Raw genomic sequence first — 13,149 nt, forward strand, 5'->3', positions numbered from 1 at the left:
GCACATGTTCGAGCGGTTCACCGACCGAGCCCGGCGAGTTGTCGTGCTGGCCCAGGAAGAGGCCCGCATGCTCTCCCACAACTACATCGGGACCGAGCACATCCTGCTCGGCCTCATCCACGAGGGCGAGGGCGTCGCCGCCAAGGCCCTCGAGTCCCTCGACATCTCCCTGGAGGCCGTGCGCGCCCAGGTCGAGGAGATCATCGGCCAGGGGCAGCAGGCCCCCTCCGGCCACATCCCGTTCACGCCCCGCGCCAAGAAGGTGCTCGAGCTCTCGCTGCGCGAGGCGCTCCAGCTCGGCCACTCCTACATCGGGACCGAGCACATCCTGCTCGGCCTGATCCGCGAGGGCGAGGGCGTCGCGGCCCAGGTGCTGCAGAAGCTCGGCGCCGACCTCAACCGGGTCCGCCAGCAGGTCATCCAGCTGCTCAGCGGCTTCCAGGGCAAGGAGTCGGCCGCGGCCGGCGCCCAGACCTCCGGCTCCGGCGGAGAGGCCCCGTCGAGCTCGCTGGTGCTCGACCAGTTCGGCCAGAACCTGACCCAGGCCGCGCGCGAGGGCAAGCTCGACCCCGTCATCGGGCGCGAGCAGGAGATCGAGCGCGTGATGCAGATCCTGTCGCGCCGCACGAAGAACAACCCCGTCCTCATCGGTGAGCCCGGCGTCGGCAAGACCACGATCGTGGCCGGCCTGGCGCAGGACATCGTCAAGGGCAACGTGCCCGAGACGCTCAAGGACAAGCAGATCTACACCCTCGACCTGGGTGCGCTGGTCGCGGGGTCGCGCTACCGCGGTGACTTCGAGGAGCGCCTGAAGAAGGTGCTCAAGGAGATCCGCACCCGCGGCGACATCGTGCTCTTCATCGACGAGATCCACACCCTCGTCGGTGCCGGCGCGGCCGAGGGCGCGATCGACGCCGCCAGCATCCTCAAGCCGATGCTGGCCCGTGGTGAGCTCCAGACCATCGGCGCCACCACGCTCGACGAGTACCGCAAGTACCTCGAGAAGGACGCCGCGCTCGAGCGCCGTTTCCAGCCGATCCAGGTGCAGGAGCCCTCGATCGCGCACACGATCGAGATGCTCAAGGGCCTGCGCGACCGCTACGAGGCGCACCACCGCGTCACCATCACCGACGAGGCCCTGGTCTCGGCGGCGACGCTGGCCGACCGCTACATCTCCGACCGCTTCCTGCCCGACAAGGCCATCGACCTCATCGACGAGGCCGGTTCGCGACTGCGCATCCGCCGGATGACCGCGCCGCCGGACCTGCGCGAGTACGACGAGAAGATCGCCGACGTGCGCCAGCGCAAGGAGGCCGCCATCGACGGGCAGGACTTCGAGGCCGCGGCCCGCCTGCGCGACGAGGAGAAGCAGCTCTCCGCCCGCCGCGGCGAGCGTGAGAAGCAGTGGCGCGCCGGTGACCTCGACGAGATCGCCGAGGTCGACGAGGAGCTGATCGCCGAGGTCCTGGCCGTGGCCACGGGCATCCCGATCGTCAAGCTCTCGGAGGAGGAGTCCACCCGTCTGCTCAAGATGGAGGACGAGCTCCACAAGCGCGTCATCGGCCAGGAGGAGGCCGTCAAGGCCCTCAGCCGCGCCATCCGGCGTACGCGTGCGGGCCTCAAGGACCCCAAGCGCCCCGGCGGCTCGTTCATCTTCGCCGGCCCCTCGGGTGTCGGCAAGACGTGGCTGTCCAAGACGCTGGCGGAGTTCCTCTTCGGTGACGAGGACGCGCTCATCCAGCTCGACATGAGCGAGTTCAGCGAGAAGCACACCGTCTCGCGCCTCTTCGGCTCGCCCCCCGGCTACGTCGGCTACGAGGAGGGCGGCCAGCTCACCGAGAAGGTGCGGCGCAAGCCGTTCTCGGTCGTGTTGTTCGACGAGGTGGAGAAGGCCCACCCCGACATCTTCAACAGCCTGTTGCAGATCCTCGAGGAAGGCCGTCTGACCGATTCGCAGGGTCGTGTCGTCGACTTCAAGAACACCGTCATCATCATGACCACCAACCTCGGCTCGCGCGACATCGCCAAGAGCGTCAACCTGGGCTTCGGCGCGGTCGGCGCCGACCCGGCGGGGTCCTACGAGCGGATGAAGAGCAAGGTGTCGGAGGAGCTCAAGCAGCACTTCCGTCCCGAGTTCCTCAACCGTGTCGACGAGATCGTGGTCTTCCCGCCGCTGTCGCAGGAGCAGATCGTGGCGATGGTCGACAACATGATCGCCGCCGTCGAGCTGCGCATGAAGGACCGCGACATGTCGCTCGAGCTCACCCAGCCCGCCAAGGCGCTGCTGGCCGAGCGCGGCTTCGACCCGGTCCTCGGAGCCCGACCGCTGCGCCGCACGGTGCAGCGTGAGATCGAGGACGTGCTCGCCGAGAAGATGCTCTTCGGCGAGGTGGGCCCCGGTCAGATCGTGCTGGTCGACATCGAGGGCGAGGGTCCGGCGGCGAAGTTCACCTTCCGCGGTCAGAAGAACTCCACGGTGCCCGACATGCCGCCGCTGGAGACGGTCGACGCCGAAGGGACCCCCGTCGTGGGTCCCGACGACACCGAGGGTCCCACGGACGTGCCGAAGGCCAACGAGTCCTGAGACGAGAAGCCTGACCCAGCCTCACCAGATCACCCCGGGAGCGCCCAGCGCCCCGGGGTGACCTGCGTCAGGAGGCCGTCGGCCTCGAGGCCGGCCAGGCACCGCTCGCGCTGCTCGGCCTGCGGCCACGCCGCCTCGACCTGTGCGGCGCCGATGCTCGACGCGGTCTCGCGGGCCAGCGCCATGATGCGTCCGCGGCACTGACGGTCGGTGCCCGCCCAGGCCTGTCCGCGCCGTGGGGGGCCGTCGTACGCCGGGAAGCCGGCACCGCGCCACGCGCACAGGTCCGCGACCGGGCAGGCGTCGCACGACGGCTGCCGGGCCGTGCAGACCAGCGCGCCCAGCTCCATCGTCGCCACGGCCCAGGTGGCGGCGGTCGCCTCGTCGTCGGGGAGCACGCTGGTGGCCACGTCCCGCTCCGCGCGGGTCACCGCGGTCGCCGGGAACTCCACGCCGGAGACGGTGCGGGCCAGGACGCGGCGCACGTTGGTGTCGAGCACGACGTGGCGCTGGCCGAAGGCGAAGCTGGCGATCGCGGAGGCGGTGTAGTCGCCGACGCCGGGCAGCGCGAGCAGGTCGTCGTACGACGTCGGCACCTCGCCGTCGTGACGCGCGACGATCGCGACGGCCGCGGCGTGCAGCCGCAGGGCCCGCCGGGGATAGCCCAGCCGTCCCCACATCCGCACGGCCTCGCCCGTGGACTCCTCGGCGAGGGCAGCGGGGGTCGGCCAGCGCTCGAGCCACGCGGCGTGCACCGGCAGCACGCGGGCGACCGGCGTCTGCTGGAGCATGAGCTCGCTGACCATCACCGACCACGGGCTTGCCGCCGTCCCGCGCCAGGGCAGCTCCCGCGCGTGGTCGTCGTACCACCTCAGCACGGCGTCGTGCAGGGCGGGGACAGTGGCGGCATCCATCGCGGCGATCGTAGGTGAGCCGGTGCGCCTGCGCCGAGACGGGCCGCCGGCTCCCTAACCTGACCCCATGGCCTCGACCGTACGACCTCGCGGGCCGCTGCCGGCACGGGTCTACTGGACCCGGCGCATCGTCGTGCTCGGCATCCCGCTGCTCCTCGTCGTCGTGCTCGCGCGCGTGCTGGGTGGCTCCTCGGACGGCAAGGACGCGACCACCCCGACGGCGACGCAGGCCGGCGCCAGCGTCACCGAGCCCGCCGCCGCGCCGACCGCCGGCCCGACGGCCGTCGTCGAGAAGGACCGCAAGGGCAAGACGGGCAAGAAGGGCAAGAAGAAGCGCGAGCAGGAGGTCGTCGTCCCGCCCGAGCCGGTGCTCGCCGAGCCCTCCGGGCCGTGCGCCGACTCCGACATCGTCGCGACCCCGGCCCTCACGACCGCCACCGGCGGCGCCGACGTGCCCATCACGGTCAACCTGCGCACTGTCGTCGCGGAAGCCTGCACCTGGCAGGTGTCCCCGCAGACGCTGACGTTGACCATCACCAGCGGCAGTGACTTCATCTGGAGCACCCGGGAGTGCCCCTCGGCTATCCCGGTGCAGGACGTCGTGGTGCGCCAGGCCGTCGACACCCCCGTCGTCGTGACGTGGGCCGACGCCAAGCGCTCGGACGAGACGTGCTCCGGTCGCACCGAATGGGCGTTCCCGGGCTTCTACCACGTCCTCGCGGCGTCCCTGGGCGGAGAAGGCACCGACGTGCAGTTCGAGCTCGTCGCGCCCCAGCCGGCCGTCGTGACCACCACCGCCGACCCGAAGCCCGGCAAGAACGGCGGCAAGAAGAACAGGGACGGCGACACCTCGCACACGCCCGGCGAGGACGGCGCGGGGAACTCCGCGGGCTGACCGGGCGCTTCGTTCCCGTCAGGGACGGCGACCGGGCGCTTCGTTCACCTACGTCGTCAGCGGAGGGCTTCGTTCCTCAGTCGCGGGGCCCACTCGACCTGGCCACGCGACGCAGGACGCGCGACTGCGTGTCTCAGATGTAGCGCTCGGTGATGCTCGACTCTGCCAGGCGCGAGAGGCCCTCGCGGACGCTGCGGGCGCGCAGCTCGCCGACCCCTTCGACGGCCTGGAGGTCGTCGATGCCGGCCGACAGGAGCTGCTGGAGCCCACCGAAGTGGTCGACGAGCCGGTCCACGACGGCGGCGGGCAGGCGCGGCACCTTCGCCAGCAGCCGGTAGCCACGGGGTGCCACGGCAGCGTCGAGGTGCTCGGCACCCCCGAGGCCGATCGCGCGGGCGACGGACGCCGGGTCGACGAGCTCGGTGGGGGAGAGCCCCTCGAGCTCGGCGAGGTGGTTCTCCGGGCTCGCCTGGCGCCGCTTGCCCGAGGGGAGGTAGTCGCGCACGACCAGCTCGCGCTCGGCATCGACGCCCGTCACGAGCTCCTCGAGCTGGAGGGAGAGCAGGCGGCCGTCGGTGCCGAGCTCGAGGACGTAGTCCTCGATCTCACGGGCGATCCGGATGACCATCTCGAGCCGCTGGGCCACCACGGCGACGTCGCGCACGGTGACGAGGTCCTCGATCTCGAGCGCGGAGAGCGTGGCCGAGACCTCGTCGAGGCGGAGCTTGTAGCGCTCGAGCGTGGCGAGGGCCTGGTTGGCGCGGGAGAGGATCTTGCCCGAGTCCTCCAGCACGTGGCGGATGTCGCCGACGTAGGCGGCGATGATCTGCATCGACTGCGAGACCGAGATGACCGGGTGCCCGGTCTGCTTGGCCACCCGCTCCGCCGTGCGGTGGCGGGTGCCGGTCTCCTCGGACGGGATCGTGTGGTCGGGCATCAGGTGGACCGCGGCGCGGTGCACCCGGGTGATGTCCTTGTCGAGGATGATCGCGCCGTCCATCTTGGCCAGCTCGCGCAGCCCGGTGGCGGTGAAGGGCACGTCGAGGGTGAAACCGCCGGTGGCGATCGAGTCCACGGTGCGGTCCAGCCCGAGCACGATCAGGGCCCCGGTGCGACCGCGCAGGATCCGCTCGAGTCCGTCGCGCAGCGGCGTACCGGGCGCGATCGATGCCAGGGTCGCGCGCAGCCTCAGCTGCTCGTCGATGCGCTCTGCCACCGGTCCTCCACCTGTTCGTGCTGGCGCCGCCCCCGGGCACCCCGGTGAAGTGTAGGGCGCTCCCGGGGTTTCGGCCGTTCCGTTAACAAGCCGTGACCTGCGGGCGCCGGCGGGCTACAGCGGCGGCGTGAGGTCGAGGGTGAGCAGGGCGCCGAACACGTCGTCCACCTCGACCACCCGGAGGCCGTCCACCACCCGGCGCGTCGGGATGCCGCGCTCGCTGGCGAGCGCGCGGCCGCGCGGGACGACCGCCACCTTGAAGCCCTGGCGTGCCGCCTCGGCGATCCGCTGGGGCAGGTCGCGGACCCGGCGCAGCTCACCGGCGAGCCCGATCTCGCCGATCGCCACCGCCCCGCGCGGCGCGGGGACGCCCAGGTGGGAGCTGGCCACCGCGACGGCGATGGCGAGGTCGGCGGCCGGGTCGTGGAGCTTGGCCCCGCCGACGGTCGCGACGAAGGTGTCGCTGCCGGCGATGCGGAGCCGGGCGTGGCGGGTCAGGACCGCGAGGACCATGTCGACGCGGGACGACTCGACCCCGGAGACGGTGCGGCGCGGACGCTCCAGGGGGGAGGGGGTCAGCAGTGCCTGGACCTCGGCGAGCAGCGGTCGACGCCCCTCCATCGTCACGGCCACGCACGTGCCGGAGACGTCCTGGGTGTGGTGCTCGACGAACAACCCGGTGGGGTCGGTGACCGCGGCGATGCCCTCGGACGACAGGTCGAAGCAGCCGACCTCGTCGACGGGGCCGTAGCGGTTCTTCATCGCCCGGACCATCCGGAAGCGGGAGTTGCGGTCGCCCTCGAAGTGCAGGACCACGTCGACGAGGTGCTCCAGGACGCGGGGCCCGGCGATCGAGCCGTCCTTGGTCACGTGGCCCACGAGCACCGTGGTGATGTTGCGGGTCTTGGCCACCCGGATCAGGGCCGCGGCGACCTCCTTGACCTGCGTGACCCCGCCGGGCACGCCGTCGATGCCGGAGGCGCCGATCGTCTGCACCGAGTCGACCACGACCAAGGACGGCCGGACCTCCTCGATGTGGGTGAGGACCGCACCCAGGTCGGTCTCGGCGGCCAGGAACAGCTCGTCGTGGACGCCGCCCGTGCGGTCGGCGCGCAGCCGCACCTGCGCGGCTGACTCCTCGCCGGTGATGTAGAGGGTGCGCTGGCGGGTGCGGGCAGTCTGTGCCGCGACCTCGAGCAGCAGCGTGCTCTTGCCGACGCCCGGCTCGCCGGCGAGCAGGATCGCGGCGCCGGGCACCAGGCCCCCGCCCAGCACGCGGTCGAGCTCGGGCACGCCGCTCGACCGGGCGACGGACTCGGTGATGGCGACCTGCCCGATCGGCACCGCCGGCGTGGAGACCGGGCCCGCCGCCGCGCGCATCGTGGGGGCGCCGACCTCGGCGACCGAGCCCCACGCCTGGCACTCGCCGCACCGGCCGACCCACTTGACCGTCTCCCAGCCGCACTCCGTGCAGCGGTAGGAGGAGCGGGTCTTCGCCTTGGTGGACATGGACCTCACGCTAGGCGAGGGCACCGACAGCGCAGGTACGCCGCGCCCCGGCACCCCGATCGCGGGGCACACGCGTGCCGGCCGCCGTCCACAGCGCGTACGCCGTGCCTGTGGACAACGTGTGGAACCTGTGGACAACCACCGCTCGGCTGGGGACGCGCCGGCCGCATGCACCGAACCCGCTCACCCGTTCGGGCAGGCGTGCTACCACGTGGGTAAGGCTTATGCTGGCGCTCGTTGGATCGATCAAGGGGGCAGCAGCATGGGGCGCAGTGAGCATCGGGGCGGGATCCAGCTGCCCGTCACACCGACGACCCTCGCCGACGTCGCGGAGCGTGCCGGGGTCTCACGCCAGACCGTCTCCAACGCCGTCAACAAGCCCGACCTGCTGCGTCCCGACACCCTCGAGCGGGTCCGCCAGACGATCGCGGAGCTCGGCTACTCGCCCAACCGCGCCGCCCGCAACCTCCGCACCCGCACCTCGTCACTGATCGGGCTGCGCTTCACCCCGACACAGGAGGGCACGGCCAACGCCGCGATGGACCGCTTCGTCCACTCGCTCGTGGAGGCGAGCGAGGAGGCCGGCTACGCCGTGCTGCTCTTCGCCGCCGACGACGAGGACCCGGTCGGCGGCTACGACAACCTGTTGCGCTCGACCGCGGTCGACGCCTTCGTCGTCACCGACACCTACCTCGGCAACCCGCAGGCCACCTGGCTGACCCAGCAGCGGGCGCCGTTCGTCGCCTTCGGCCGGCCCTGGGACGACGACGCAGCGCGCCACGTCTGGGTCGACGTCGACGGGGCGGCCGGCACCCGGCTCGCCACCCAGCACCTCATCGACCGCGGGCACACCCGCATCGCCTGGATCGGCTGGCGCAAGGACTCCCCGATCGGCGAGGACCGTCGCTCCGGCTGGCTGACGACCATGCACGACAACGGCCTGCCCACGACCGGTCTCGCCTCACGCGTCGAGGACGTCGTCCACAGCGGTGCCGAGGCGGCCGCGGTGCTGCTCGACGAGTCCGCGCCCACCGCCTTCGTCTGCGCCTCCGACACCCTCGCCATGGGCGTGCTCCACACGCTCTGGATCCGTCAGCTCGCCCCTGGCCGCGACATCGCCGTGGTCGGCTTCGACGACTCGCAGGTGGCGCAGGTCTACCCCGTCGGGCTCACGTCCGTGCGCCAGCCGCTCGAGGACGTGGCGGTCGAGATCGTGCGGACCCTGCGCCAGCTGCTGTCGCACCAGCCCGTCGAGACCCGCGGTGTGCTCCTCGAGCCGACGCTGGCGATCCGCGAGTCGAGCTAGAAGTCGCGCCACCACAGGTTGACCGCGTAGTCGACCTCGGTGCCGGCGTGCGAGGCGAGCGCCTCCTCGGCGGCGGCGGGCGGCAGCTCGATGCGTACGACGGCCTCGAGCGCCTCGCGCGAGGTGAAGGACCAGCCCATGTCGATCTCCCTGCGCCGCCAGCCGTGCTGCGACCAGAACCGCTCCACGGCGACCGGGTCCACCTCGGGGTAGCCGCGACGGAACCACGCGCCGAAGGTGGAGCGGGTGGGGTCGTTGTCGATCACGAACGCCGTGCCGCCACGGCGTACGACCCGGTCCAGCTCGCGCAGGCCCGGCTCGGAGCCGGGCCCGAAGAAGTAGGCCCAGCGGGCGTGCACCACGTCGACGGACGAATCGGGCAGGGGGAGGGCCTCAGCCATCCCCCTGAGCACGGTGACGTTCGCCAGCCGCTTCGTGCGCCGCTTCGCCAGCGACACCAGCGGCGGGTGCGGCTCGACGCCCACCACGTTCGCGGCGCGCTCGGCCCACAGCGGGAGGTGGAACCCGGAGCCGCAGCCGACGTCGAGCACGGTGCGCCCGGACCAGTCGCCGATCTCGTGCATGGCGGCGACGATCCGACCGTGCGGGTCGGCGGCACGGTTCTCGAGCTCGTAGAGCTCGGGCGTGTGCCAGATGTTGGGTGAGGGTCGTGCTCTTGCTCTCATGGAAGTGGAGATCTCGACGCGCCCGTCACGATCTCGTGCCTCGGTCGCGGGGCCTGCTCGATCTGGCCGAGCCCACGCGACGAGCTCGTGCCTGGCTCGGCGCTGCTCGTCTCAGATGCGGACGAGGCCGTGCGGGGTCTGGATCTGCACCGCGACGATGCCGGGGGTGCCGTTGGGGGCGACCCACTCGACCTTCACGTCCTCCAGCGGAGCCTCGACGGTCTCGCCGAGCCACTCGCTGACCCGCTGCGGGTCGCCGGCGATCTCGAGGCAGGCGAGCGAGTAGTCGCCGGTGGCGCCGTTGCCCGGGTGCATCTCGGAGGGCGACTGCCACTGGATGAAGAACGGCAGCTGCGGGTCCGACAGCAGCCCGTTGACGCCGATCTGCTGCCAGACGAGCTCGGTGCCGTCGGGGCGGTGCCGGTTGCCCTTGACCGCCTCGCGGCCCAGGCGCGACTCGATGGGGGCGATGTCGTCGACGGAGACGACCCAGCCCATCCAGCCGCCGCCGAGGGCCGAGCGGGCGCGCACGGCCTGGCCGAAGGGGGCCTTGTCGGAGGCGGGGTGGTCGAGGACCTCCACGATCTCCATGTAGGTGTCACCGGCCAGGGGCAGGGTGACGTTGCGGGTGCCGAAGCGAGGGTGCACACCACCGTCGACGAAGTCCGTGCCGAGCAGCCCCCCGATGCGCTGGGCGGTGCTGGCAAGTCCATCAGGTCCGGCGGCGAAGCTGACGTGGTCCAGGCGCATGACCAGATTCTGTGCTCACGTCCCGGGACGCACGACACCGGGGTCGGGATCTCTTGACATCGAGCAATCTCGCGCTGCGGATCCCGTGGCGACCTCAGCGCGGGTCGGCGGGGTGCAGCGCGAGGGCCGAGCGGGAGCGGGCGTGCGCCTCGCAGTGGCGGGAGAGCTCGGCGTACGCCTCGGGCCCCATGAGCTCGACGAGCTCGGGCTGGTGGGTCACCCAGACGGGCTCGAGCGCGACGTGCGCCTCGGTGTTGCCCGAGCAGTACCAGTCCAGGTCGTGCCCGCCGGGGCCCCAGCCGCGACGGTCGTACTCACCGATCGAGACCTCGGTGTACGACGTCCCGTCCTGCACCTCGACGGTGCGGAACTGGCGCCGGATCGGCAGCTGCCAGCACACGTCGGGCTTGGTCTCCAGCGGGTTGCGGCCCTGGCGCAGCGCGAGGCCGTGGAGCGCGCAGCCGGCACCGCCGGACCCCTGGCCGGGCGCGAAGTCGGTGCGGTTGTGGAACACGCAGGCCTGCTGGCCGTCGACCTCCATCGCCAGCGTCTTGCGCTCGCCGTCGTCCTCGGTCTCGATCCAGTCGGACTTCCTCACCGCCCGGCCGGGGTGCAGCTGCCAGTCGTCGGGGGTGAGCTGGGCGACGAAGCCGGCGACCCGCGACTCGTCGTCCTCGTCGGCGAAGTGGGCACCGAGGGTGCAGCAGCCGACGTCGGGGGCGTCGGCGTAGATCCCCTGGCACCCCTGGCCGAAGATGCAGGTGTAGGCCGAGGTCAGCCACGTCAGGTCGCAGCGGAAGACCTGGCTGTCGTCGGCGGGATCGGCGAACTCGACGTACGCGCGGGGGAACACCAGGTCGACTTCGGGCACTCGGCCAGCCTAGTGGCGTGCCGCAGGCCTAGTAGCGTGGCAGCCATGCGCCTGGGCGTCCTCGACATCGGATCCAACACCGGTCACCTGCTGGTGGTGGACGCGCACGGCGGTGCCGCGCCGCTGCCGGCCTCGTCGCACAAGCAGGCGCTGCGCCTCGCCGAGCACCTCGACCCCGATGGTGCGGTCACGCCGCAGGGGGTGAAGGCACTCACCGACTTCTGCGCGTCCGCCACGCGGATCGCCGAGGACAAGGGCTGCGAGGAGATGCTGGGCTTCGCGACCTCCGCGGTGCGCGACTCGGTCAACTCCGACGAGGTGCTGGCCCACGTGGAGCGACACAGCGGCGTCGCGCTCGAGGTGCTCTCGGGCGAGGACGAGGCGCGGCTGACCTTCCTGGCCGTACGCCGCTGGTTCGGCTGGTCGGCGGGTCGGCTCGCGGTCTTCGACATCGGCGGTGGCTCCCTCGAGATCGCCGGTGGCGCCGACGAGGCGCCGGACGTGGCCTGGTCGCTCCCGCTGGGCGCGGCCCGGATGGCCCGCGCGTGGTTCGGCGGGGGCCGGCCCTCGGAGGAGGAGATCCGCCAGCTGAGGCGCGAGATCCGCGCCGAGATCGCGCGTGACGCCGGCAACCTGCTGCGCCCGGGCGTCCCGGACAAGGCCGCGGCCACGTCGAAGACCTTCCGCTCCCTCGCCCGCATCTGCGGCGCCGCGCCCAGCGGCGACGGGCCACTAGTGCCACGCACCCTCGAGCTCGAGACGCTGTCGGCCTGGATCCCCAAGCTGATGGACATGCCGGGCAAGGAGCTCGCCGACCTGCCGGGGGTCTCGCCGAGCCGCACCCACCAGATCGTGCCCGGCGCGCTCGTCGCCGAGGCGTGCATGGACATCTTCGACCTCCCGTCGCTGGAGATCTGCCCGTGGGCGCTGCGCGAGGGCGTGATCCTCGAGCGCCTCGACCAGATCTCCGTCGTGACGAGGCTGCACTGATCCCATGTCCTCGACCCCTCGGATCGGCCTCTCGACCGCCTCGGTCTACCCCGAGTCGACGGCGCACGGCTTCGGCTGGGCGGCTTCGCTCGGCTACGACGCCGTCGAGGTCATGGTCGGGATCGACGCGCTGAGCCAGCAGATCGACGCGGTGAAGAAGCTCAGCGAGCACCACCAGGTGCCGATCTGCGCCGTGCACGCGCCCTGCCTGCTCTTCACCCAGCGGGTCTGGGGCACCGACCCGTGGGGCAAGCTGGAGAAGTCGGCCGAGATGGCCCTGGAGGTCGGCGCCGACGTCGTCGTCGTCCATCCCCCGTTCCGGTGGCAGAAGGACTACGCCGCCGGCTTCGTGGAGGGGATCGCCTCCCTGGAGGCCCGCACCGGCGTCGCCTTCGCGGTCGAGAACATGTACCCCTGGCGTGCGTCCTCGCGACGCGGGATGGAGATGTACCTCCCCGGCTGGGACCCCAGCACGGAGGCCTACGCCAACACCACGATCGACCTGTCCCACGCCGCGATCGCCCGCTCCGACGTCATCGAGATGGCCGAGCGGATGGGGGAGCGGCTGCGCCACATCCACCTCACCGACGGCTCCGGGTCGGCCAAGGACGAGCACCTCGTGCCGGGGCGGGGGGTGATGCGGGCCGCGGAGTTCCTCCAGCACCTGGCCGGCGTCGACTTCTCCGGCCACGTCGTGCTGGAGATCAACACGCGCCGGGCGGCCGACCGTGCCGAGCGCGAGGCCGACCTCGCCGAGTCGCTGGCCTTCGCCCGCGCCCACCTCGGCGTCACCACCCCATGACCGCCCGTGCGTCACGCGGCCGACGACCGGGTGCGCCGGACACCCGCGCCGAGGTGCTCGCTGCCGCGCGGGCGTCCTTCGGCGAGCTGGGCTTCCGTGGCACCACCATCCGCTCCGTCGCGGCCGCGGCGGGCGTCGACCCGGCGCTGGTGCACCACTACTTCGGCACCAAGGACGACCTCTTCGTCGCCGCCCTCGAGATCCCCGTCGACCCCCGTGAGGTCATGGCGCCGGTCGTGGCCGACGGGCCGGACGGTGCCGGCGAGCGCCTGCTGCGAGCCCTCCTGGGCGTATGGGACGACCCCGCCATCCAGCCCGGCTTGCTCGCCCTCGCGCGCTCGCTCCTCGGCGACGACTCCGGACCGATGGTGCGCGACGCCTTCATCCCCGTCGTGGTGGGCCCGGTGCTCGCCCAGATCGTGGCGGACCGCCCCGAGGACCGCATCCCGCTCGTCGCCAGCCAGATCATCGGGCTCGTGGTCGCCCGCTACGTCGTCGCGCTCCCGGCCATGGCGCAGATGCCCGCCGAGGACCTCGTCGCCCGGATGGGGCCGGTGCTGCAGCACTACCTGACCGGCGACCTGGCCTGAGTCGGCGTACGTCGTCCCCTGTCGCCCCCGTCCAGC

At 72.1% G+C, this 13,149-nt stretch carries 12 protein-coding genes; 6 read left to right on the forward strand and 6 right to left on the reverse strand.

Features of this window, described 5'->3' with window-relative positions; translation table 11 throughout:
• Nucleotides 1-4 precede the first annotated feature (4 nt).
• Nucleotides 5-2,584: an ATP-dependent Clp protease ATP-binding subunit gene (locus K4G59_RS01465; protein WP_231248710.1), complete on the forward strand. Its 2,580-nt coding sequence runs from the start codon at nucleotides 5-7 to the stop codon at nucleotides 2,582-2,584.
• A gap of 29 nt (nucleotides 2,585-2,613) precedes the next feature.
• Here K4G59_RS01465 and K4G59_RS01470 read toward each other — a convergent pair whose 3' ends face one another.
• Complete coding sequence (locus K4G59_RS01470) at nucleotides 2,614-3,498, reverse strand: iron-sulfur binding domain-containing protein (RefSeq protein ID WP_231248711.1); 885 nt, start codon at nucleotides 3,496-3,498, stop codon at nucleotides 2,614-2,616.
• Between the two features lie 67 nt (nucleotides 3,499-3,565).
• On the opposite strand from K4G59_RS01470, the gene K4G59_RS01475 reads away from it, so the two are divergent.
• Complete coding sequence (locus K4G59_RS01475; protein ID WP_231248712.1) at nucleotides 3,566-4,393, forward strand: hypothetical protein; 828 nt, start codon at nucleotides 3,566-3,568, stop codon at nucleotides 4,391-4,393.
• 133 nt (nucleotides 4,394-4,526) lie between these two features.
• Here the strand turns inward: K4G59_RS01475 and disA are convergent, their stop codons facing one another.
• Nucleotides 4,527-5,609, reverse strand: a complete 1,083-nt coding sequence (disA, locus tag K4G59_RS01480; protein WP_207083819.1) for a DNA integrity scanning diadenylate cyclase DisA — start codon at nucleotides 5,607-5,609, stop codon at nucleotides 4,527-4,529.
• 114 nt (nucleotides 5,610-5,723) lie between these two features.
• Nucleotides 5,724-7,118, reverse strand: coding sequence for a DNA repair protein RadA (gene radA, locus K4G59_RS01485; protein ID WP_231248713.1), 1,395 nt, complete (start codon nucleotides 7,116-7,118; stop codon nucleotides 5,724-5,726).
• Nucleotides 7,119-7,380: 262 nt separating this feature from the next.
• Here radA and K4G59_RS01490 point away from each other — a divergent pair, with 262 nt between their 5' ends.
• A complete protein-coding gene (locus K4G59_RS01490; protein ID WP_231248714.1) occupies nucleotides 7,381-8,424 on the forward strand; it encodes a LacI family DNA-binding transcriptional regulator in 1,044 nt (347 codons plus the stop codon).
• Here K4G59_RS01490 and K4G59_RS01495 read toward each other — a convergent pair.
• The 3 genes from K4G59_RS01495 to K4G59_RS01505 all read right to left on the reverse strand — a co-directional run bounded on the left by K4G59_RS01495 (nucleotide 8,421) and on the right by K4G59_RS01505 (nucleotide 10,731).
• Nucleotides 8,421-9,110 (reverse strand): class I SAM-dependent methyltransferase, encoded by a 690-nt coding sequence (locus tag K4G59_RS01495; RefSeq protein WP_231248715.1) that lies wholly within the window; start codon nucleotides 9,108-9,110, stop codon nucleotides 8,421-8,423. The two genes, K4G59_RS01490 and K4G59_RS01495, sit on opposite strands and share 4 nt — an antisense overlap.
• A 111-nt stretch (nucleotides 9,111-9,221) precedes the next feature.
• The gene (locus K4G59_RS01500) at nucleotides 9,222-9,860 is read right to left on the reverse strand and encodes a VOC family protein (protein ID WP_231248716.1); all 639 of its coding nucleotides are present in this window, start codon (nucleotides 9,858-9,860) and stop codon (nucleotides 9,222-9,224) included.
• A 94-nt stretch (nucleotides 9,861-9,954) separates the two neighbouring features.
• Complete coding sequence (locus K4G59_RS01505) at nucleotides 9,955-10,731, reverse strand: DUF3109 family protein (protein ID WP_231248717.1); 777 nt, start codon at nucleotides 10,729-10,731, stop codon at nucleotides 9,955-9,957.
• A gap of 45 nt (nucleotides 10,732-10,776) precedes the next feature.
• Between K4G59_RS01505 and K4G59_RS01510 the strand changes: the two genes are divergently transcribed.
• Genes K4G59_RS01510 through K4G59_RS01520 form a run of 3 tightly spaced genes read left to right on the forward strand, consistent with a single transcriptional unit; the run spans nucleotide 10,777 to nucleotide 13,113 of the window.
• The gene (locus tag K4G59_RS01510; protein ID WP_231248718.1) at nucleotides 10,777-11,721 is read left to right on the forward strand and encodes a Ppx/GppA family phosphatase; all 945 of its coding nucleotides are present in this window, start codon (nucleotides 10,777-10,779) and stop codon (nucleotides 11,719-11,721) included.
• A 4-nt stretch (nucleotides 11,722-11,725) separates the two neighbouring features.
• The gene (locus tag K4G59_RS01515) at nucleotides 11,726-12,523 is read left to right on the forward strand and encodes a sugar phosphate isomerase/epimerase family protein (protein ID WP_231248719.1); all 798 of its coding nucleotides are present in this window, start codon (nucleotides 11,726-11,728) and stop codon (nucleotides 12,521-12,523) included.
• Nucleotides 12,520-13,113, forward strand: a complete 594-nt coding sequence (locus K4G59_RS01520) for a TetR/AcrR family transcriptional regulator (RefSeq protein WP_231248720.1) — start codon at nucleotides 12,520-12,522, stop codon at nucleotides 13,111-13,113. The genes K4G59_RS01515 and K4G59_RS01520 overlap by 4 nt, the downstream gene beginning before the upstream one ends.
• Nucleotides 13,114-13,149: the final 36 nt, after the last annotated feature.

This window comes from Nocardioides furvisabuli, from assembly GCF_021083185.1.
Lineage (GTDB): Bacteria > Actinomycetota > Actinomycetes > Propionibacteriales > Nocardioidaceae > Nocardioides > Nocardioides furvisabuli.